The following is a 22,284-nucleotide window of genomic DNA, read 5'->3' on the forward strand; positions in this document are numbered from 1 at the left end:
AAACTGCTGTCCCCAAGGAGCCGAACATGGCCGATTTACGCTGTACGATTGCCGGCATCACGTCGCCGAACCCTTTCTGGCTCGCCTCCGCGCCGCCGACCGACAAAGCCTATAACGTGAACCGCGCGTTCGAAGCGGGCTGGGGCGGTGTGGTGTGGAAGACGCTGGGCCTCGATCCGCATGTCGTAAACGTCAGCTCGCGCTATGGCGCGGTGCAATGGAACGGTCAGCGCATCGCCGGGCTGAACAACATCGAACTGATTACCGACCGTCCGCTTGACATCAACCTGCGCGAGATCGCACAAGTCAAACGCGATTGGCCGGACCGCGCGATGATCGTGTCGCTGATGGTGCCGTGCAACGAACGCGACTGGAAATGGATCTTGCCGCTTGTCGAAGACACCGGCGCAGATGCGGTCGAACTGAATTTCGGCTGCCCGCACGGCATGAGCGAGCGCGGCATGGGCGCGGCGGTCGGCCAGGTGCCCGAGTATGTCGAGATGGTCACGCGCTGGGTCAAGGAGGGCACCAGGCTGCCGTGCCTCGTGAAGCTCACGCCGAATATCAGCGACATTCGCCTCGGCTCGCGCGCGGCCTACAAAGGCGGCGCGGACGGTGTGTCGCTCATCAACACGATCAATTCGATCGTCGCGGTCGATCTCGACGCGATGTCGCCATTGCCGATGGTCGACGGCAAAGGCACGCACGGCGGCTACTGCGGCCCGGCGGTGAAGCCGATCGCGCTGAACATGGTCGCTGAAATCGCCCGCGACGTGGAAACGCCGAATCTGCCGATCTCCGGCATCGGCGGCATTTCGACGTGGCGCGACGCGGCCGAGTTCATGGTGCTCGGCGCGGGCAGCGTGCAGGTCTGCACGGCGGCGATGCACTACGGTTTCCGGATCGCCTCCGATCTCATCGACGGCCTGTCGAACTGGATGGACGAAAAAGGCTACGCGACGCTCGACGACATTCGCGGCCGCGCCGTGCCGAACGTCACCGACTGGAAGTACCTGAACCTCAAATACGACATCAAGGCGCGCATCGATCAGGACAAGTGCATCCAGTGCGGGCTGTGCCACATCGCCTGCGAAGACACCGCGCATCAGGCGATCATGAAAGAAAAAGATGGCGTCCGGCATTTTGAAGTGATGGACTCCGAATGTGTCGGCTGCAATCTGTGCATGCACGTGTGCCCCGTCGAGCAATGCATCACGATGGCGCGCGTGGACAACGGCGAGTACGCGAACTGGACCACGCATCCGAACAACCCGTCGCGCGTGACTGCCGGCGAGGGCGACACCGCAGAAACCGCTAAAGCCGCAGAAACCGCCGAGCACGCACATGCACGCGCGGCAGCCGCTAAAGCGGCTTGAAACATGAAGTCCCTATAAAAACGATGCGCTTGTACTGAACCCTTGTTTCCCCCAAAAGGCCTGACGCGCCACCAGAAGATGCGCAGGCCTCAACGATCCAGTGGAGATCTTTCGATGAAGCAGACAGTGCAACCCGTCGAACCGCACTTTGCGGCCGGCGCGCAGGGCAGCAGTCTTTACAACGACGACCTTGCGCCGACCGGCACCGCGCAGCGCACATGGAGGTGGTATCACTTCGCCGCGCTGTGGGTGGGGATGGTGATGAACATCGCGTCGTACATGCTCGCCGCCGGCTTGACCGAGGAGGGCATGTCGCCGTCGCAGGCGGTGGTGACCGTGCTGCTCGGCAATCTGATCGTGCTGGTGCCGATGCTGCTGATCGGCCATGCGGGCGCGAAACACGGCATTCCGTATGCGGTGCTGGTGCGCTCGTCGTTCGGCACGCAAGGGGCAAAACTGCCGGCGATGCTGCGGGCGATCGTCGCGTGCGGCTGGTACGGCATTCAGACGTGGCTCGGCGGCAGCGCGATTTACACGCTGCTGAACATTCTCACCGGCAACGCGCTGCAAGGCGCGGCCTTGCCGTTTCTCGACATCTCGCTCGCACAGCTGGTGTGCTTTCTCGTCTTCTGGGCATTGCAGATCTATTTCATCGTGCACGGCACCGATTCGATCCGCTGGCTCGAAAGCTGGTCCGCGCCGATCAAGATCGTGATGTGTATCGCGCTGGTATGGTGGGCGACCTCGAAAGCGGGCGGCCTCGGCACGATGCTGTCGGCGCCGTCGCAGTTCGTCGCCGGCGGCAAGAAAGAAGGACTGTTCTGGGTAACGTTCTGGCCGGGGCTAACGGCGATGGTCGGTTTCTGGGCCACGCTCGCCTTGAACATTCCAGACTTCACGCGGTTTGCGAAATCGCAGCGAGACCAGATCGTCGGTCAGTCGATCGGCCTGCCGGTGCCGATGGCGTTGCTCTCGGTGATTTCGGTCGTGGTGACGTCGGCGACCGTGGTGATCTACGGCAAGGCGATCTGGGACCCGATCGATCTGACGAGCCGCATGACCGGCATCGGCGTCGGCCTCGCGCTGATCATCCTGACGCTCGATACGATGTCCTGCAATCTCGCGGCGAACCTGGTCGGTCCCGCCTATGACTTTTCCAGCCTGTGGCCGAAGGGAATTTCGTATCGCGCGGGCGGCATGATCACCGCGACGATCGCGATCGTGATGATGCCGTGGAAGATTCTCGCCACCACGCAAGGCTATATCTTCACGTGGCTGGTCGGTTACTCCGCGTTGCTGGGGCCGGTGGCGGGCATTCTGATGGTCGACTACTTCCTGATTCGCGGCACCCGGCTCGACGCGCGCGAACTGTTCGACGAAAACGGCGAGTACAGCTACACCGGCGGGTGGAATATCGGCGCGGTGGTCGCGTTGCTGGTCGGCGTGCTGCCGAATCTGCCGGGCTTCCTGCACACCGCGTTTCCGGCATCGTTTCCGAATGTGCCGGCGTTCTTCAATACGCTTTATACGTATGCATGGTTTGTCGGACTCGCGTTGGCGTCGATCGTCTATAGCGCCTGGATGAAGTTCAGCAAGGGACCGAGTGCGAGAGTGGCGAGCGCATGAATTGATGCAGTACGTAACACCGAAACCAGCAGTTGATAAGGAGGCGGCAACATGACGACCCTGATTCGCGGCGGCACGGTTATCGACGCGGAGCGCACCTATCGTGCGGACGTGTTGTGTGCGGACCCGCAAGACGGCGGCACGATCCTGCAGATCGGCGCGGACCTCGAGGCGCCGGCGGGCGCCATGATCGTCGATGCGGGTGGGCAGTATGTGATGCCCGGCGGCATCGATCCGCATACGCATATGGAATTGCCGTTCATGGGCACCACGGCCAGCGACGATTTCTATACCGGCACGGCGGCGGGTTTATCGGGCGGCACGACCAGTATCATCGATTTCGTGATTCCGAGCCCGAAGCAGCCGTTGATGGATGCGTTCAAGGAATGGCGCGGCTGGGCCGAAAAAGCGTCGGCCGATTACGGCTTTCACGTTGCGGTGACATGGTGGGACGATTCGGTCTACCGCGACATGGGTACGCTGGTGCACGAGCACGGCGTATCGAGCTTCAAGCACTTCATGGCCTACAAGAACGCGATCATGGCCGACGACGAAGTGCTGGTGAACAGTTTCTCGCGTTCGCTCGAGCTCGGTGCGTTGCCCACTGTCCACGCGGAAAACGGTGAACTGGTGTTCCAGTTGCAGCGTCAGTTGCTTGCAAAAGGCTTTACAGGTCCGGAGGCGCATCCGTTGTCACGGCCGCCCGAAGTGGAAGGCGAGGCGGCCAATCGCGCGATCCGCATTGCGCAGGTGCTGGGCGTGCCGGTTTATATCGTTCACGTGTCAGCCAAAGACGCAGTCGACGCCATCGCGCGCGCGCGCAGCGAAGGCCTGCGCGTGTTCGGCGAGGTGCTGCCGGGGCATCTGGTGATCGACGAGGCGGTGTATCGCGATCCCGACTGGATCCGGGCAGCGGCGCACGTGATGAGCCCGCCGTTCCGTTCCGCCGAGCATCGCGAGGCCTTGTGGCGTGGTTTGCAAGCGGGCCAGTTGCACACCACGGCGACCGACCACTGCGTGTTCTGCGCGTCGCAGAAGGCCATGGGCCGCGAGGACTTCACGAAGATCCCGAACGGCTGCGGCGGTGTCGAGGACCGGATGGCGGTGCTCTGGCATCACGGCGTGAACTCGGGGCGTCTCACGCCGAACGAGTTCGTGCGCATCACGTCGACCAACGCCGCGCAGATTTTCAACCTGTATCCGCGCAAAGGCGCGGTGCAGGTCGGCGCGGATGCCGATCTGGTGGTTTGGGATCCGGCGGCGAGCAAAACCATTTCGGTGAAGACGCATCATCAGAAGGTCGACTTCAATGTGTTCGAAGGCATGACGGTGCAGGGCGTGGCAATGCATACGCTCACGCGCGGCGCGCTGGCATGGACCGATGGCGAGTTGCGGGCGGAGCGCGGCGCGGGGCGTTATCTGAAGCGGCCGCCCAATCCGGCTTACTTCGATGCGATTCGGGTTGTCAACAAGCTGAAGGAGCCGCATCCGGTCGAGCGGTAAGCTGTATGCAACTAAACGGGCGGCCCTGGTGCCGCCCGTTTCTTAACGCCGCGCGCTCGCCGCGGCGGCACACCTCTCGCGTTTTCCCTGATGGCGCCCGGCACGTGTTCCGTGTTGCGATGCATGCCGCATCTGTCTTATCTGCTGTAGAGTCTATTTCCGTGTCGCATCAGATGCCTTGGCTGTCCGCTTAGCACGCAAGCGCATATTGATCGGAAACCTGATCCTTTGTAAAAACACCGACCGTTTGCTACAGTCCGGCCACTCTGCCGGGCTCGACAGCCGGCGGACAGTGCCGAACACAAGACCCGAGCAAACTACGTAGCAAACTTTACGGAGCCACCTGATGAAGTCGATTCGTTCCATCCTGCTGATCGCGCTGCTGCAAGCGGTGACCCTGAGCCCGGCATTCGCCGCCGAAGGTCTCGCGCAGATCAAATCCGCCGGCGTGTTCAAGATCGGCACGGAAGGCACCTATGCACCGTTCACGTATCACGACGAATCCGGCAAGCTGACAGGCTTCGACGTCGAGATCGGCACGGCGATCGCACAGCGTCTCGGCGTCAAGCCGGAATTCGTCGAAGGCAAGTGGGACGGTCTGATCGCCGGCCTCGACGTGAACCGCTACGACGCCGTGATCAACGAAGTCGCCGTCACCGACGCACGCAAGGCCAAATACGATTTCTCGGACCCGTACATCACGTCGCACGCGGCGCTGATCGTGCGTTCCGACAACACCGCGATCAAGACCTTCGACGACCTGAAGGGCAAGAAGTCAGCCAATACGCTGACCAGCAACTTCGGCAAGATCGCGGCCGCGCATGGTGCGGAAGTGATCCCCGTGCAAGGCTTTAACGAATCGATCGATCTGCTGACATCGGGCAGAGTGGATGCGACCGTCAACGATTCGTTGTCTTTCCTCGACTTCAAGAAGCACAAGCCGGATGCGAAGGTGAAGATCGCCGCGCTCGATACGGCCTCCGACAGCAGCGACAAGTCCGCGGTGCTGATCCGCAAGGGCAACCCGGAGTTGCAGGCCGCGATCAACAAGGCGCTCGCGGACATGAGGAAGGATGGCACCTACCAGAAGATCTCGCAGAAGTACTTCGGCAAAGACGTCTCCCAATAAGCGTCATTCGCGAGTCTGAATCATGCCAGCCTGGTTGGATTTGATGGCGCAGTCGCTGAGGCCCCTGCTGTATGCGGGGTTCGTGTTCACCGTGCCGCTCACGCTGGCATCCTTCGCGATCGGGCTTGCGCTCGCGTTCATCATCGCGCTGACCCGGCTGTTCGGACCGCCGTGGGCAGTGGCGATCGTGCGCTTCTACGTGTGGTTGTTTCGCGGCTCGCCGCTGCTCGTGCAGCTGTTCGTGATCTTCTATGGACTGCCCAACGTGGGCATCGTGCTCGATCCGCTGACCGCGGCGATCATCGGCTTTTCGCTGAACGTCGGTGCGTATAACTCCGAAGTGATTCGCGGCGTGATCGAATCGATTCCGAAAGGGCAGTGGGAGGCGGCGTATTCGATGGGGATGACGCGTGCGCAGGCGCTGCGCCGCGCGATCCTGCCGCAAGCGGCCCGCGTTGCACTGCCGCCGTTGTCGAATTCGTTTATTGCGCTGGTGAAGGACACTTCGCTGGCCGCCGTGCTGACCGTGCCAGAGGTATTTCAGGCCGCGCAGCGGATCGCGTCGGTGACCTATGAACCGCTGATTCTCTATACCGAGGCCGCGCTGGTTTATCTGGTGTTCAGTTCGGTATTGTCGTCGGCGCAAGTCAGGCTAGAGCGCAAGTTCGGCCGCCACGCACTTTTCCAGGCAGGCAACTGATGATTCGACTGGAAAAAATCGACAAATATTTCAGCGGCCACCGGGTGCTCGATTCGGTGGATTTGCATCTGGCGCAGGGCAACGTCACCGCGTTGATCGGACCGTCGGGCAGCGGCAAGAGCACGCTGTTGCGCTGCGTGAATCTGCTGGAAATTCCCGAGGCCGGCACACTCGAACTCGGCGATCAGCGGCTCGAATTCAGCCGCGAGCACAAGCCGTCACGCGAGACAGTGCTGACGATTCGGCGCCGCACCGGCATGGTGTTTCAGAACTTCCAGCTGTTTCCGCATCTGACCGTGCGGCAGAACGTGATGGAAGGCCTGTTGACCGTGCTGAAGTGGGACAGGGAAAAAGCCCGCGCACGGGCGGACGAATTGCTGGAGAAGGTCGGCATCGCGCACAAAGCGGACGTGTGGCCCGCGACGCTTTCCGGTGGGCAGCAGCAACGCGTGGCGATTGCGCGGGCGTTGGCGCCATCGCCGGAAGTGCTGTTGTGCGACGAGCCGACCTCGGCGCTGGACCCCGGCCTCGCCGCGGAAGTGGTGGACGTGCTCAAGCAACTCGCCAAAGAAGGCATGACGATGCTGATGGCAACACACGACTTACGGCTCGCCGCGACGATTGCGCGTGATGTGGTGTTTCTGAATAACGGCGTGGTGGTGGAAGCGGGCGCTTCGCGCGACGTCTTCATGCGCCCGCGTGAAGCGGAAACGGCGCGTTTCGTTTCGACGCTCACGCACAGTCTGCCTGACGAGTGGACCGCATGAAACCAAGCTGAAAGGGTGGGGCTGAGAGAAAGACGTTTCGCCCGGCAAGCCTGTGAGCATGCCGGACGAATTCAGGGAAAGGCCAAAGTATCAAACCGCAACCTGAGCGGCTTCCCCATTCAAGGCAACATCAAAAAACCGCTCCTGCGCAGCCGCATCACACCGGGCATAAGCACGATTCACCCCGCTGACAACGGCCCGAATAGAAGCAGTAACAAGATTGGCATCGACCCCAACCCCAAACGCGCTACCCGCAACCTCAGCTCCGGCCATCTCAGCAACTGCAATAGCGCGAGCGTCGGCACCCTGACCCAAAGCCCGCTCTTCATAGTGCTGAATCCGCACCGGAACCCCCATTGCATGCATCAACGCATCAAGAGGACCATTCCCTTCACCGTTGAACACGCGCCGCGAGCCGTTAATCTCGACTGTGAGCTTGATATGCTCCCGGTCACCGTGCTCGGACAGACTATGTCCGACATACCGCACCGGTGAATCGTTGCGCACATACTCCTGCTGGAACAATTCCCAGATCTGCGAGGGCGTGACTTCCTGCCCACTGTCTTCGGTATAGCGTTGCACGGCGGAGCTGAAATCCACCTGCAATCGCCGCGGCAATACTACGCCGTAACCCTGTTCGAGCAGGTACGCTATGCCGCCCTTGCCGGACTGGCTATTCACGCGAATGACCGAATCATAGGTGCGGCCGAGATCGCTCGGATCGATCGGCATATAAGGCACTTCCCAGATGGTGTCGGGTTTTCTGGCGGCGAAGCCCTTCTTGATGGCATCCTGATGCGAGCCGGAGAAAGCAGTGAACACCAGATCGCCCACATACGGATGACGCGGATGCACCGGCAACTGCGTGCATTCCTCAGCGGTACGCGCGACTTCGTTGATGTTCGAGAAATCGAGACCCGGATCGACACCCTGCGTGTAGAGATTCAAAGCGAGCGTCACGAGGTCCACATTGCCGGTGCGCTCGCCGTTACCGAACAAACATCCTTCGACACGATCGGCGCCGGCCATCACCGCGAGTTCGGCCGCGGCCACCGCGGTGCCGCGGTCGTTGTGCGGATGCACGGAGACGATCAGCGAATCCCGTCGTGCGAGATTGCGATGCATCCATTCGATCTGGTCCGCGTAAACATTCGGCGTCGCCATTTCGACCGTAGCGGGCAAGTTGACGATCGCTTTGTGCTCGGGCGTCGGCTGCCAGATATCGAATACCGCATCGCACACTTCCTTCGCAAATTCGAGTTCGGTACCGCTGAATACTTCTGGGCTGTATTGCAGCGTGAAGCGGGTTTCCGGCGCGGCGTCGGCGAGACGCTTCATCGTGCGCGCGGCACGTTGTGCGAGCGCTTTCACGCCGCTCTGTTCCAGGCCGAACACGATGCGGCGGAATTCAGGCGCGGTCGCGTTGTACAAATGAACGATTGCGCGCGGCGCGCCACGCAGCGATTCGAAGGTGCGTTCGATCAGATCGTCGCGCGCTTGCGTCAAGACTTCGATGGTGACGTCGTCGGGAATATGGCCGCCTTCGATCAACTCGCGCACGAAATTGAAGTCGGTCTGCGAGGCGGACGGAAACGCGACTTCGATTTCCTTGAAGCCGATCTGCACCAGCGTCTTGAACATGCGCATCTTGCGTTGCGCGTTCATCGGCTCGAACAGTGCCTGATTGCCGTCGCGCAGGTCGGTGCTCATCCAGATCGGCGCGCGCGTGATGGTGCGCGACGGCCACTGGCGGTCCGTTAAATTGACGGGTTTGAACGATCGGTATTTGGCTGCGGGGTTTTTCAACATTTTCATCATCCTGGGTTTCGACAAAGCTGGGTAGTCGACCGGACGACGAAAAAGACAAAAGCATAGCCGCCAGTCGGAAACCGGGGCTGGGTCAGTTACTGGGGAATTGAGCGGTGCTTCAGGTGTATCAGACGGAAGCGCGCAGCAGCAGACCTAGCCCGGTAGAGCGGGCTAGTAGTAGCGATAGGATGGTCTGGGCGCGGTACATAGTGCGTAATAGGACCACATTATCTGGATAGCGTCAAGCGCGGCGCGCGGCAATCCCGGCTTACTTCGGTTTCACGAACCGCAAGGTCATGCGATCCGATTCGCCGATTGCCGCATATTTCGCTCGATCGACGTCGCCACCTTCGTACGTGGGCGGCAGTGACCACACGCCGTTCGGGTAGTTTTTGGTATCGCGCGGATTGCTGTTCACTTCGCTCTTGCCGAGCAATTCGAAACCCGCCGCTCGCGCATGTTCGATCACATAGGTTTCAGTTACGTAACCGCTGTCGATGGTCTGCTGCAACGAGGTGCCCGGCGCCGCGCGATGCTCCTCGACGCCGAGGATGCCGCCCGGTTTCAGCGCCGCATAGAAGGCGCGCAGATTCGCGTCGATCTGGCCGTCCTTGATCCAGTTGTGGATATTGCGGAACGTCAGCACCCGGTCGACGCTGTTATCCGCCGGGAAACCGCTGAACTGGCCCGCTCGCAGCGTACCGACCACCACGTTGCCGTAGACGGCAGGCGTGGCCGCCAGCTTGCGCGCGAATGCCGCTCGTCCCGCCTGTTCTTCTTGCGCCGCCGACGCGAGCGGGCTGTCGTATTGCGCCTCGTATAACTTGCCGTGGTCGTGCAGATAGGGCGCAAGGATGTCCGTGTACCAGCCGCCGCCCGGCGCGATCTCGAGCACGCTCTGCGACGGCGCGACCTCGAAGAATTGCAGCGTCTCCTGCGGATGACGGTACACGTCGCGTGCGCGGGCCTTATCGCTGCGCTGCGCTCCGGAAATCGCGGCGTCGAGCGAAACCGGATCGGGCGCGGCCGACGGTGTCGACGCCGTCGGTGCGGTGCATGCTGCCAGCAGCAGCGCGGCGCTCAATGCCGCGAGCGTCTGACGCCGCGTGCGGGCTTTGGAGGTGGAGTGGGTGTTCATGTTTGGAGGTGGAGTGGGTGTTCATGAACCCCATTATCGGGCGCGTTCGGCCCGGAAAGAAATCGGGAATCGGCATAACGATATGCTTCAGAGACCGAACAGGACCCGCAGCGTATCGTTCTGCACGATCACCGAGACGCCGATCACCAGCAGGATCAGCGGCAAGAGCGCGCTGCCGTAGCGCCGGATCGGCGCGCCCAGCAACGGATGCTCGACCAGCCATACTGCACCGGCACACCACAGGCCGATCATCGCGACGAACACCAGCGAGATCAGTGCACCATCGCGGTGCGAATGACTCGCGTACAACGGCACATAGACGGCGATATTGTCCGAGCCGTTGGCGACGGCCACGCACGCCACTGTCCACCACGACGAGCCGTTGTTCGATACAGGCGTGCCGGCGACGGCGCGCGCTGCTTCTTCGTCACGTGCGTTACCGGGACCAAAGCGCGCCCATGCTTTGCTCAGAGCCACGCCGATCGGCAAGAAGCCGAGCAGACCGACATAGCCAGCCGGCAAACGCGTCAACAACGCGGCGAGCAGGATCGACGCTACGATCAGTGCGATCGAGCCGGCGAACTGGCCGGCGATCACGCGACGCCGACGGCCGCGCGCTTCCGCGAGGAAAGCGAGCAGCACGAACAGGTTGTCCATGTTGGTGGCGGCGTAGGCCGCGACGGCGAGCAGGGCGAGGCTGAGCATGCTGGAAAGCCGATCGATACAAAGTGGAAGACGAAGCTGGACCATCAAACTGGGCCCAGGCGGAGGCGGCGGCAGAACATATAGGCGATGCGGCCGGTCAACACGATGCCGATGCGCGGCGTTGCGGTCAAGGCGTCGCGTTGTGTTGGCTGATGTCTGATGTTCGCGCCGGCGTTTAGCGCTGTGCACGTGCCGAAGCCGAAGCCGAAGCCGAAGCCGAAGCCGAAGCCGAAGCCGAAGCCGAAGCCGAAGCCGAAGCCGAAGCCGATGGAGCGGGTCGTAAGCTACAATTGCCGACGGCCTGAAAAACGGAACATCAATGAAGATTCGGATTCTCTCCATCGCCTGCGTCACGACCGCTGCCGCGCTGCTGGCCGCCTGCACGGCCGTCTACAAGAACTCGGATGCGTGCGAGCAGTTGATGCGAAGCAAGCTGGCTGAAACGTCGTCGGATACGCTGAAGATCGCCCATACGGGCGCCGGCATCGACGGCTCGCGAGTGGTTGTCGAAGGGTCGATCGAGCATGTGATGACCGCGTCGGAAGTCGCGGCGGCCTCGGCAGCGTCCGCGGCTACGGCCGCTTCTGCCGCTTCTGCCGCTTCTGCCGCGCGTGTCGCGAATGCGCCTCGCGCGGCGTCGGGTGCGCGCGCGGCTTCCGCGGTGTCTGCGGCCAAGGGGGCATCGGCGAGCCTGGCCGCGTCGTCAGCTTCTGCGTCCGGGGCCGAGGTTGTCGCGCCCAAACCCGCCAAGCCGAAGAAGACCATCAAGGCGGCCGCCGCCGAGTGCACGTTCCACGGCTCGGCGCTGAACGTATTCAGCTGGCTGGCGCCGGAATCGCTGGCCGCGCCCGCCGATGGCGCCGCCAGCGAAGCAGCGGAGTAGCGTTTCCCGCCGCGCCTGGTTTTCCGGGCAATACGCCGCCTGGTGTTCCGTTGAGTACCCCGCTAAAGGCCCAGTGCTTAACGACCACAGCCGGATCTGGCCGGACCCTGATCGATCTCGAGCCGCCGCTTACGCGTGGCGGCTTTTTTGCGTACCAGTTTCAGCACGCTTTCGCCAAACGCTTGCGGCCGTCCTTCGAAGCAACGGTCCACGGCCCGCGTATCGATCAGGCGCTGCCGCAACGCCGTGCGTTCATCATGCACGTCGATCATCCGCACGGCGGCCGTAATGTAAGCCTCGACGCTGTCGGTGGTGGTCCACGACGGCATGCCCACGCGCTCGAATAGCGCGCCGTCGATCTGCTCGAATACTTCCGGCCCGCGCTTGCAGACACCGGGCAAGCCGAACGTGAGCGCGTCGACGATACCGTTGGTATTGCCGAACGGAAACGGGCTGAGGAACAGATCGGATTGATTGACGCGTGCCAGATAGGCCGCGTAATCGTGAAAACCGTGCACGACGGCGCCCGGCAGCGCAAGCTCGACGACTTCGCGGATCCGGTCGAACGGCAGACCGGACGGCACGCCGGTCATGAAGTGAAACTCGACGGACCTCGCGGCGCGCGCGCCAATCTCACGGCAAGCATCGAGAAATCCGGGCGTCAGTTTCATCGCGCTGGCGGTGACGATCACCTGGAGCGTGTCGCGCCGCGCCGGAATCCGCGCGACGGTATCGGGCAGCGCAAGCGACGCCCGGTACGGCTGGCCGTCCTTCGGCAACTTCATCAGGCGTTCGCTGAAGCAGGCGGGGTCGCCGACATAATCTTCCTCGACGCTGACGTAGTCGATCTTGTCGGAATGCGTGGTGGCGGGGTGGCCCAGCCCCGCGATCTGCAACGGCGCAATGCGCAGGTTCGACATGAACACCGTCATCGCGAACATGCCCACGCTGGGCATATACAGCACGTCAGGCTGTTCGGCCTCGGCAAAGTCGCGAATCGTTTTCAGGCATTCGCCGATATAGTCGGGCTGCTCGAACTCGATGAAGCGGTCGAAGATTGCGCGCCCGGCGTCGTCGAGCGCATAGCCGAAGCCGAAGCCCACTACCTCGAAATGTTCGCGCGCGGCTTCGAGCGTGCGCGAGTGCGTGCGATAGATCGAGTGCGCGCCGCTGAACCACTCCAGCACGACCACCATCAGCGGCTTCCTGCCGCGCCGCGCGCGCCCCCTGGCAGGCGCCTGCTTCGGCGCGGGCAGGTCGGTCAGACCCAGTTGCGTCAGCTTGCGGCGCACCAGCACATTGATGTCTTGCTTGATCGCATGCCGCAGCGGCGTGTCGGCGTAGCTGCAAAACATGTAGGCGTTGTGCAGCAATGCGCTCGGCAGGGCGTCGAGGTCGTCGATTTGCTGCAGCTTGCCGGGGAGCCATTCCAGCAGCGCTTCGCGCTTGCCGTGCGCGCTCGCCGAACCCTTGAAGACCGGCGCCAGCAGGACGAGCGCGAGACAGGCGGCGATGGTTTTGTCGTACGCCCAAAGCGCGGCGATGTCGAGTTCCAGTTCGGATTCGGTCGAATAGAGCACGCAGAGCTTCTCGATGAAGCTGTCCCCGGGTAGAAACTGCGCATTCTTCGGGCCGCGGGGATTCAGGTAACGGGTGACATGGTCGGCATTGCCGAACGCGGTGGTGGAGAACAGCAAGCCGAACCATTCATGCAGCGTGAGAAACAATCTGAAGCACTCGGTGGACGGCCGGAACGCCGGGTCGGCGAACAACGTTGAGATCGCGCTCGTCAGGCGCGTGCAGAAACGCCTGCGTTGCTCGCGGGGAGGCAGATCGACCATGCCCGAAGCTTTGAAGCTGCCGTTCAGCTCGCCACGGTTGTGCTGAAGAAGCGCCAGTGCTGCGATGAGCTGGGCCGAGGCTTGTGCATGCTGTCGCGTATAGACGAGTTGCTCGAAGTGATCGAGCGAAAAGGTGGCTTCCATTGTTCGAATGTTTTGAGGTATGCATGACTAACTATATTGAGATGAAGTTAGCCGGAATCGCCAATTATCGCAGTCGTGATGTATCAAATTTGTGCGGCCAACGGATTTGAGAATTTTCTGAGCCGAAGAATCCTGTGTGTCGGTCGGCGTGGCAAGTTTGAAATTTGATTCGGTGCGCGGCAAACCTCGCCCTTCAGGCAGGGGAGGATGTCAAGTGGAAGTGTGATTCGGCGCCGTGCTGAACGCGTCTTACGGCGCGCTCTATCGGAAAGCGGATCCTGATGCCCGGCGCTCAGAAAGCATAAAAAGGACCGGGCCCGGCCGACGTGACGCGCGACGCGATCGCCGTGTAGACGCGCCGTCCGAAAAAGAACGGCAGACCCCAACCGAAGCTGTTGCTGGCAATCCCGGCCAGGTTGTTGAATGCATTATTCGACGAAGCGAACAGTGCGCGCGAATTGCCGACCGCAACTGACACGGTGCTCGACGCGCCATCGATGCCCATCATCGCGGCGCTCGCCGTTTGCGTCGAACTCGGGCAGTACCAGTAGCCGCATTGCGGAAACTGGGTGCTGGCGAAAAACAGCCCGTTCGAGCCGCTGTCGACGTAACTTTGCGAATAGGTCTGGCCTGCGCTGGTGGTGCGCACATAACCCGTCTGCTGATTCGCCTTGATGACGGCCGCACTGCCGAGCGTGTTGTTTGCCTGGGTGCCGATGCCGAAGATCATCGAGCCTGACACGCTGGCCGCGCCGCCGTCAGCGATCGCCGGCAGGTCGATCACGACGCCGTTGTTGTCCAACGCGAAGCGGCTGACCGGATTGGTCACTTGTTGCGCGAGGGCTTGCGCACTGGCGAGGCAGGCGCCGCCGGCGTCGCAGCTGTAATACCAGCGGGGCAGCGCAGCATTGACGCAGCCGCTGCCGCAGTCGGCCGCGAACAGGCCGACGCCGAGAATGCCATTGGCGCGCAGGCTGTTCACGGTCAGCATCGCCGGACCTGAGCCCGCGCAGTCGGTGGGCACGTTCGGCAGCGCGGAGTCGGCGATCAGCTGGATCGGAAGCGACGCGGCCAACTGACCGGCCATGCGGACGTCCGCACTGCGCACCGAGCCCCACGCGTAGCCGCCGCCGAACACCGCGCACTCGCCGGCGATGCCGCTGCCTGAAGCGACCGTCGCGACCGTCGCGACCGCCGCGAGCGGCAGGCTGGCCGGCAGCGCCGACGCGAGAATCCGCAAGCCGTGCGAGCCGGTATCGACCTGAATGTTGTCGATCGTCGCGCAATGGCCGGTGCCGGGCTGGCAGACGGTGACGCTGGTCGTCAGCATGTTGCGCGTCAGGCCCGGCGCGGTGCTTACCGTGATCGGCTGAACGTTGGGCGTGGTCGACTGCGGCACGGAGGTGGATGTGCCCGCTACCGAAGTTCCGGATGGTGACGAGGCGGGCGCGGCGTCGGCCGGCGCGCTCGCGGCACTGGCCGGGCTGGCCTGGGTTGGGGTAGCCGGGGAACTGCCGCCACCACCGCCGCAGCCGGCGAGTGAGGTGCAGATCAGGAGCAGGGGGTGGAGATGAAAGGGTGTCTTCATGGCGTCTGTCTCGTTATGGAGTCCCGTCAATCAACGGAAGTCGTCGGACGTGACGCCGGGCGGCAGGGCCGCCGGCAGCCACGCGCGTCCGACATAGCCGCGCATCGGCCCGCCGGATTCGACGATCACGTCCGGCCGGACCACCCGCGAAGCGTGCAGATTGCCGCCCGCCGTCAAGGCGGCAGCGCCTGCCCGGTAGGAGTCGACGTACTTTCCCAGCAGCGCGCGCAGATCGGGCATCGTTGGGCCTTGCCAGGTGTAAGCGATGATCCGGCCCGTGCTCGACGCGTATTCGTTGAGCGTGGTATTGCCCGCATCGGTCAGCGTGCGCATGCGCATGGCGCCGTTCAGCAGGGTTTGTGACGAGGCCCCGGCAACCGCTGGATCTGTCTGGCTGGGCATCGTGCCGCCCAGTTCGGCGCGCGCATCGGCGTTGCCGAGCAGCAGAATCAGCACCGTCACGCAGGCGCTGACCATTGGTCGGAAAAAAGGATTTGGCATGGCAATGTGTCTCGCAGGCAGCCCGCGAATTTTTATCAAGATAGTCAATTCAAGATAACACTCAGGGTTCCTGACCTTTGTAGGGCGGGATACGAGCTGCATTCTGTAATCTCAAAATCGGCGGTCGGCGAGGCCGGAAAGCGTCTTTTAAAACAACGCTCTGACGACGATGTAGGGGGTGCCTGACAGGCTAAAAAGAAGTGTTGTGAACTGTTAAATCTGGCCGCTCGATAAAGCGGCCGAGGGAGCCGCCGAACTCGGCGCCGGACCGTTTTGGGATGCCGGCAAGGTCACCGGACGCGGCGACCTTGCCGGCTTGCCCGGACCCAATCGCCGCGTGTGTTTCGCCCGCCTCGCGCTGTCCAATTCGCCGGCAAACCCCACTTTTTGCACATGTGCCGCCGGGATCGGTAAAATGTCGGGTTGATCCACGGAAACTTGCCGTGGCGTAGCGGAAGGATTCCCCGAACATGACTGATCTTCGTCTTACCAAGCGGTTTGCAGTAATGCTGATGGCAGGCGGGCTGGTCGCCGGCTGCGGTACCTCGTCGCCGACCAAAATCGACTACAAGAGCGACTCGAAATCGAAGCAGGTGTCACTTGCCGTACCGCCGAACATGATCGATGAGACGTCCGATCAGCGTTCATTGCCCCCGCAAGGCGGCGAAACCTCGTTGTCCACGCTCAAGCAGGTGCAGGCGCAAGCGCCGGTCGCGAACACCCTGGCCGTCGTGCCGCCCGTTACCGGCATGCATATCCAGCGCGACGGCAGCGAAAGCTGGCTGGTGATCGACAACAAGGCGCCCGACCAGGCGTGGGCGCAAATCCGCCGTTTCTGGCAGGAACAGGGCTTCCTGCTGGTGGTCGACCAGCGCGACAAGGGCGTGATGGAAACCGACTGGAACGAAACTCACGCGCAGATCAACGAAGGCCTGATCCGCGGCACGCTGTCGAAGGCGATGGGCAACAGCTACGTGACCTCGGAACGCAACAAATACCGCACGCGTCTCGAAGCGGCGCCCAACGGCGGCACCTATGTGTTCGTCAGCCAGAAAGGCATGCGCGAGGCGCTTACTGGCACGAACAACGAATCGAGCAAGTGGGAACCGAAGCCGAACGATCCCGGCCTCGAAACCGAATATCTGAAGCGCCTGATGGCTTCGCTGGCGCTCGCCGATTCGCGGGTCAAGTCGGGCGGCACGCAAAGCGCCGACCTGTCGCCGGCCGGCGCGCAAACGGCGCCGAATGCCGCCACGGCGGGTGCGAAGTCGGCGGCTGCGGCCGCCGCGGCGCAAAACGTCGCGCTGTCGGCACAGCAGCCAATGCCTGACGCGGGCTCGGCGAATACCGCGGCGCAGTTCTCGTCCACCGAGTTGACGCTCGGCGAACCGTACGACCGTGCCTGGCTGCGCGTGGGTCTCGCGCTCGATCGCAGCAACTTCACCGTCGACGATCGCGATGTCAGCCGGGGGCTGTACTTCGTGCGCTACGTCGATCCGAAGGATATGACCTCGGCGGAGCAGGGTTTCTGGAGCCAGGTGTTCCACGGCAAGAAGGAAAAGGTCGCCAGGCAGTATCGCGTGAACGTGCGCGCGGTGACGCCGAACGAGACCCGTGTGGCAGTGGTCGACGACAAGGGACAGATCGATCAGAGCGCGCCGGCCAAGCAGATCATGAGTCTGATGGTCGACCAGTTGCACTGAACGAAGTCGTAGTACGCAAAAGCGCTATCTGAAAACCCGCCCGGCATGCAAACCGGGCGGGTTTTTTATGCCTCGCGCCATTGGCCGTGGACGTGTGCCTTGCTGCGCATGCGTTTTGCTTCCGTGCAGGCATACCGGTACAAACCGGCTTATCAACGGGGGTTGGCCATGTTTGACGTGATTCCTTACTGGATCTGGTGGCGAGCTTGCTCGTCCTGGCACTCGTGTGCGGCGCCGCACTGGCTCCGCCCGAACCACGGCGGCCGACCGGCCTGCGGATGCGGCCTACGGCGCAGCGCACGAAATGATCTACGCCTTGAAATCAAAGCGGTTCACCAACGGTTCGCAAGCGCTTGAAGCAGCGCCTCGCGGCCGCCGCGTGTGGCCGCATGTAACGTGACGTTACGCCGGCGACGTAACTCCCGAAGCGCCCGAAACGCCTTCGATTGCGCCTCACCAGCCTCTCAGATCGCAGGGAATTCTAATAATAATCAATGTCTTGCGAACCATTTTTCGTGGGATTTTCACAACTGGCATGCAAGCTGCTGAGTAAGACCCACGGGGCCGGATGAGCATACGCGACGTGAATTTTGCGGCGAGTCACAGCCCGGCGGTTCGCAGATCATTCCAGCACCGCCCGACGAACCGGTGCTTCGCCCGATGACGGCCTGCGCGCGTGGCGCGCGGCCCCGGTGGCCTCGTCGCCTATCCTCGTAGGGCGATGGTTTCGCCCGCACTCCATTTGGAGTGCGGGCTATTTTTTGGGGCGCGGGAATTGATGCGATCAGCAGATGCGGCGATGCTGAGAGCGTCGCCGAGGCGGGCATTCAGGTGTCGGCACGGCGCGATCCGACCCACGGCAGCCGTTTGATCACGCCGGTAGCGAGCGCGGTGCCGACCAGAATCACGCCGCAGCCTTCCAGCATGCCGGGCGACACGCTTTCGCCGAGGAACAGCGCGCCCCAGAGAATGCCGAAGATCGGGATCACGAAGGTCACCGTGATTGCACGTGCCGGTCCGGCCACCGCGATCAGGTGGAAGAACAGCATGTACGCGACGCCGGTACACGCGACACCCAGCGCGATCACCGCACCCCACGCATGCAGCGAGATCGGCGCGGCCGGCCAGTAGATCACGGCAAGCGGCAGCAAAACGATTGTGGCGCCGGTCATCGTGCCGGTTGCGACAGTCAATGCGTCGACACCGGTCAGGTGCCGTTTCGTGTAATTGGCGGCGACACCATACAGCAGCGTGGCGCCGAGCGCGGCGCCGGCCGCGAGCGCGGTCGTCAGCGGCGTGGCGGCCGAGCCGTTCGGCGCGGCGATCTGATCCCACACTAGCATCAATACGCCGAGAAAGCCGATCACGAGCCCGAGCGTGCGCAGCGCGCTCAGGCGATCGCGCAGCCATAGAAACGCGACGAGCGCGCCCCACAGCGGCGTGCTTGCATTGATCACCGACGTGACACCCGCCGACAGCGTCAACTCCGCGTACGCGAAGAGACAGAAGGGCGCGGCCGAATTCAGGATGCCGACGACCAGCAGCGGAAAGGCCCGCGTGCGCAGCGTCGTTGCGGACTGGCGCAGTGGCCGTCGCGCGATCAGCACGATCGCAAGGAAGGCCGCGCCGATGCCGACACGCAGCGCCATCAGCGGCGCGACGCCGAAGTCGGTCACGCCGACGCGGATAAACAGAAACGACGCGCCCCATAGGGCGGCAAGGATCAGCAACTGCAACAGGTTTCTAGAATTCATTGTGGTAGCGCCGCGCGCGGTTGAGTCGAGACGCCAGCGCATCGTAGCAGCGCAGTTGCACGAAACGTTTCAGGCTGGAATGAAACGGCAAGATTCGGGGGATGAAAGGCGTCTGATAGTGCGATCGTAAGCGCAGTCGGGGCACGCGCAAAGCGAGTAATTCTCACGCTGATGTGAGAAAAATTGCAATGAAAGTGAGGCGGAGCAGCGGGCAACGCAGGCGCGATGGGGCGGGCGATTGATGCATGTGAATTTTTATTGCGGCAGCGCGCCACTTCCGCAAACCTTCTGGGCCAGACAGACGGACGGCCGAAAACAAACCGGGCGCGCCACTCGAAAAGCGCGCCCGCCGATGAACACACGCAGCATTCAGTGTGGAATCATCCCCTGCAAGACGTTCTGCTGCAGCCAGACGAGCAGGCCGAGTATCACCGTCAACAGAATCGAATGCTTGAAGGTTTTTGCGAACACGACGCCTTCCTTGCCTTTGAGGTCGGTGGTCGCCACCCCTGTCGAGATGTTTTGTGGCGAGATCATCTTGCCCATCACGCCGCCGGACGAGTTGGTCGCCGCCATCAAAATCGGGCTGAGGTTCAACTGGTTGGCGGCCACCACTTGCAGGTTGCCGAACAGCGCGTTGCCCGACGTGTCGCTGCCGGACAGGAACACCGCGACCCAGCCGAGAAAGGCGGACACCAGCGGAAAGAACGGTCCGACCGACGCGACACCGAGACCGAGCGTGTAGTTCAGGCCTGAGTAGTTCATCAGATACGCGAGCCCGACGATCGTCGCCACCGTGAGAATGGCGATGCGCGTCTGAACCCAGGTATCGACGATTGCCGCGCCGAATTCGCGCACGCCCGATCCCACCACGAGCGACGTAATGATGGCGGCCACCAGAATCGCCGTGCCGGTGCCAAGCGGCTGGAAGTCCCACACCGCACTGTACGGCGTGTTGTAGAGCGTAATGAAGACGGCTTTGTCGAGTCCCGGCCACGGCACCTTGACGTCGCCGATCAGGAAGATCTTCGCGATGGTCCAGACGATCACCACGACCGAGACGATGATCCACGGATACCAGCCCTGCCCGCCGCTGACTTTGCCACGCACCTCGCCGACGCGGTCGACGTTGACGGCGAATTGCGGATCGGCGGCGGGTTTCCAGACGCGCAGGAACGTGATCGTCAGGAGCAGCGACACCAGCGACGACAGCACGTCGGTCAGGCTGTAGTTCACGTAATTCGACGCGACGAACTGCGTCAGCGCGAAGCTCGCGCCCGACACCAGCAGCACTGGCCACACGCGCAGCATGTTGCGAAAGCCCGCGTATATGCCGATCACGTAGAACGGCAGCAGGAGGGCAAAGAACGGTAGCTGGCGGCCGACCATCTTGGCGAGCGAGTCGGCCGGCAAGTGCGTGACCGCGCCGAGCACCGTGATCGGCACGCCCAGCGCGCCGAATGCGACCGGCGCGGTGTTGAAGATCAAGGTGAAGGTGAGCGCCTCGAGCGTCGGAAAGCCCAGCAGGATCAGCAGCGAACTGGTGATCGCGATCGGCGTGCCGAAGCCCGAGATGCCTTCGAGCAGCGCGCCGAACGAGAAGCCGATCACCACCAGCACGACGCGCCGGTCGTTCGGCAGGTTGTCGGTCATCCACATGCGGAACGCCGCAAAGCGGCCCGAGCGCTGCGCGATGTTGTAGAGCAGGATCGCCGCGAACACGATCCACATGACCGGCCAGCAGGCGAACACCGCGCCCGCGACCACCGAATCGATCGCGAGCCGCACCGGGAACTGCCAGACGAAGATCGCCACGATCAACGCGACAATCAGACCGGCAAGCGAAGCCTGCCATGCCGGCCGGCGCGCCCAGCCAAGCAACAGCAGCACGACGACGATCGGCAGTACTGCGACGAGGAACGATAGCAATAGCGAATTGCCGACGGGCGTGAGTAGTTGGTGAAACATCGCGTCTCCTTCGTTGTTATTCGAACGCGACGCGGGACTACGCACTACCGGGCGCGTCGCTCTGGCCTGACGGATGGGCGTCGGCGGCGCGTATGACGGGCGCGCCGGGGCGCTTATTTAAACGGGTACTGCGTGTGGCAACCCCAAGCATAGAACCCGGGCGCGGCGCGTCAAGAAGGGAAACTACGGGCGAACAGGACCTTAGTGATGGTAGCCATGCCCACCGCCATGCCAGCCGCCATGGCCGCCCCATGAGTAGCCGAAGCCGATCGACAGGGCGGGTCCATACCAGCCGGGGTACCCGTAGTAAGCCGGATACACGGGCGGCGGATAGTAAGCGGGGTAGGCCGGCGCAACGTAGACGGGCGGCGGCGGTTGCGCGACGACATAGGCCGGCGGCGAGTTTTGCGCATCGGCTTGTGCCTGCTGGGCGGATTGAGCTTGTGCTGCCGTGCCGTTCGTCCCCTCGGGCACTTCGCGTTGTGCGGCAGCGGCGGGGACGGTAGCGTAGTAGGGGTAATAGCCGTACGGGTAGTAACCGTACGGGTAATAGCAACCGGATAAGGTCAAAACACAAACGGCGCCGCCAAGCGCAATACCCATCCGTGAAATACGTGGTGTGCGACGGGGCAGCCGCTGGCTCATCGCGCTGAGCGTATTGATGACGTGGGACTTCATGACGCGCTCCTGTTTGCATCGGACGCCGCTGTCTGGGCGCCATGCCATGAGCTTACGCCGCGGTCGCCCGCGCGGGATTGCAAAACCGTAACGGCTTATTTCACGTCATTGCACAGCGTGTTCGAAGCGGCCGGCGTCATGCCTTGGCCAAGTAGTCGCGGCGCTTGCGGCCATGCGCGAGCCGCCGCCACGAGCGCGGCTCGCTTCAGGTTATCTACTTGCCGACCTGATTGCCGATAATGCCGCCGGCCGCTGCGCCGCCGAGGGTCGAAAGCGCGTTGCCGCCGATCGCGGCACCCGCCGCGCCGCCGACGCCTGCGCCGATCGCCGTGTCGCGCTGCCGCGTGGTCATGCCCTCACACGCCGAAAGACTCGCGACAACCGCGACGATAGCCGCGAGGGCACCGATCTGACGAATCGATTTCATGATGCCTACTCCAGTGGTTATTCAGAACAGGACAGCTCGCGCCG

At 62.8% G+C, this 22,284-nt stretch carries 18 protein-coding genes; 8 read left to right on the forward strand and 10 right to left on the reverse strand.

The annotated features are described in order from the left end of the window. The first annotated feature begins 26 nt into the window (after positions 1–26). The 6 genes from preA to SB772_RS32030 all read left to right on the forward strand — a co-directional run bounded on the left by preA (position 27) and on the right by SB772_RS32030 (position 7,101). Entirely contained in the window at positions 27–1,376 is a 1,350-nt protein-coding gene (gene preA, locus SB772_RS32005; RefSeq protein ID WP_410837150.1) for an NAD-dependent dihydropyrimidine dehydrogenase subunit PreA, read from the forward strand. Positions 1,377–1,490: 114 nt separating this feature from the next. After that, entirely contained in the window at positions 1,491–3,002 is a 1,512-nt protein-coding gene (locus SB772_RS32010; RefSeq protein WP_410837151.1) for an NCS1 family nucleobase:cation symporter-1, read from the forward strand. A 51-nt stretch (positions 3,003–3,053) separates the two neighbouring features. Beyond that, the gene (gene hydA, locus SB772_RS32015; protein WP_410837152.1) at positions 3,054–4,505 is read left to right on the forward strand and encodes a dihydropyrimidinase; all 1,452 of its coding nucleotides are present in this window, start codon (positions 3,054–3,056) and stop codon (positions 4,503–4,505) included. Between the two features lie 346 nt (positions 4,506–4,851). Next, on the forward strand, positions 4,852–5,634 hold the full coding sequence (locus tag SB772_RS32020; protein WP_410837153.1) for an amino acid ABC transporter substrate-binding protein: 783 nt from the start codon (positions 4,852–4,854) through the stop codon (positions 5,632–5,634). A gap of 22 nt (positions 5,635–5,656) precedes the next feature. Beyond that, positions 5,657–6,334, forward strand: coding sequence for an amino acid ABC transporter permease (locus tag SB772_RS32025; RefSeq protein WP_410837154.1), 678 nt, complete (start codon positions 5,657–5,659; stop codon positions 6,332–6,334). After that, the gene (locus tag SB772_RS32030; protein WP_410837155.1) at positions 6,334–7,101 is read left to right on the forward strand and encodes an amino acid ABC transporter ATP-binding protein; all 768 of its coding nucleotides are present in this window, start codon (positions 6,334–6,336) and stop codon (positions 7,099–7,101) included. The genes SB772_RS32025 and SB772_RS32030 overlap by 1 nt, the downstream gene beginning before the upstream one ends. A gap of 90 nt (positions 7,102–7,191) precedes the next feature. Here the strand turns inward: SB772_RS32030 and leuA are convergent, their stop codons facing one another. From leuA to SB772_RS32045, 3 genes are all read right to left on the reverse strand, one after another. Continuing rightward, on the reverse strand, positions 7,192–8,910 hold the full coding sequence (gene leuA, locus SB772_RS32035) for a 2-isopropylmalate synthase (protein ID WP_410837156.1): 1,719 nt from the start codon (positions 8,908–8,910) through the stop codon (positions 7,192–7,194). Positions 8,911–9,178: 268 nt separating this feature from the next. Continuing rightward, positions 9,179–10,048, reverse strand: coding sequence for a class I SAM-dependent methyltransferase (locus tag SB772_RS32040; protein ID WP_410837157.1), 870 nt, complete (start codon positions 10,046–10,048; stop codon positions 9,179–9,181). Positions 10,049–10,135: 87 nt separating this feature from the next. Further along, positions 10,136–10,753 (reverse strand): cadmium resistance transporter, encoded by a 618-nt coding sequence (locus tag SB772_RS32045; protein WP_410837158.1) that lies wholly within the window; start codon positions 10,751–10,753, stop codon positions 10,136–10,138. Positions 10,754–11,072: 319 nt separating this feature from the next. On the opposite strand from SB772_RS32045, the gene SB772_RS32050 reads away from it, so the two are divergent. Further along, positions 11,073–11,636, forward strand: a complete 564-nt coding sequence (locus SB772_RS32050) for a hypothetical protein (RefSeq protein WP_410837159.1) — start codon at positions 11,073–11,075, stop codon at positions 11,634–11,636. Between the two features lie 77 nt (positions 11,637–11,713). Here SB772_RS32050 and SB772_RS32055 read toward each other — a convergent pair whose 3' ends face one another. The 3 genes from SB772_RS32055 to SB772_RS32065 form a co-directional block, all read right to left on the reverse strand. Continuing rightward, on the reverse strand, positions 11,714–13,621 hold the full coding sequence (locus tag SB772_RS32055; RefSeq protein ID WP_410837160.1) for a glycosyl transferase family 1: 1,908 nt from the start codon (positions 13,619–13,621) through the stop codon (positions 11,714–11,716). Between the two features lie 292 nt (positions 13,622–13,913). Continuing rightward, positions 13,914–15,209 carry a DUF3443 domain-containing protein gene (locus SB772_RS32060; protein ID WP_410837161.1) on the reverse strand — a complete coding sequence of 432 codons (1,296 nt, stop codon included), beginning with the start codon at positions 15,207–15,209 and terminating at the stop codon, positions 13,914–13,916. A gap of 30 nt (positions 15,210–15,239) precedes the next feature. Next, entirely contained in the window at positions 15,240–15,686 is a 447-nt protein-coding gene (locus SB772_RS32065; RefSeq protein WP_410837220.1) for a DUF2844 domain-containing protein, read from the reverse strand. Positions 15,687–16,180: 494 nt separating this feature from the next. Between SB772_RS32065 and bamC the strand changes: the two genes are divergently transcribed. After that, positions 16,181–17,413, forward strand: a complete 1,233-nt coding sequence (gene bamC / locus SB772_RS32070) for an outer membrane protein assembly factor BamC (RefSeq protein WP_410837162.1) — start codon at positions 16,181–16,183, stop codon at positions 17,411–17,413. A gap of 827 nt (positions 17,414–18,240) precedes the next feature. Here the strand turns inward: bamC and SB772_RS32075 are convergent. From SB772_RS32075 to SB772_RS32090, 4 genes are all read right to left on the reverse strand, one after another. Then, positions 18,241–19,167 (reverse strand): DMT family transporter, encoded by a 927-nt coding sequence (locus SB772_RS32075; protein WP_410837163.1) that lies wholly within the window; start codon positions 19,165–19,167, stop codon positions 18,241–18,243. Between the two features lie 369 nt (positions 19,168–19,536). Then, positions 19,537–21,135, reverse strand: coding sequence for an L-lactate permease (locus tag SB772_RS32080; RefSeq protein ID WP_410837164.1), 1,599 nt, complete (start codon positions 21,133–21,135; stop codon positions 19,537–19,539). A 201-nt stretch (positions 21,136–21,336) separates the two neighbouring features. Then, positions 21,337–21,813 (reverse strand): hypothetical protein, encoded by a 477-nt coding sequence (locus tag SB772_RS32085; protein WP_410837165.1) that lies wholly within the window; start codon positions 21,811–21,813, stop codon positions 21,337–21,339. Between the two features lie 214 nt (positions 21,814–22,027). Continuing rightward, complete coding sequence (locus SB772_RS32090; RefSeq protein ID WP_410837166.1) at positions 22,028–22,240, reverse strand: glycine zipper 2TM domain-containing protein; 213 nt, start codon at positions 22,238–22,240, stop codon at positions 22,028–22,030. Between the last annotated feature and the right edge of the window lie 44 nt (positions 22,241–22,284).

The organism is Paraburkholderia sp. SIMBA_030, from assembly GCF_046535245.1.
GTDB lineage: Bacteria > Pseudomonadota > Gammaproteobacteria > Burkholderiales > Burkholderiaceae > Paraburkholderia.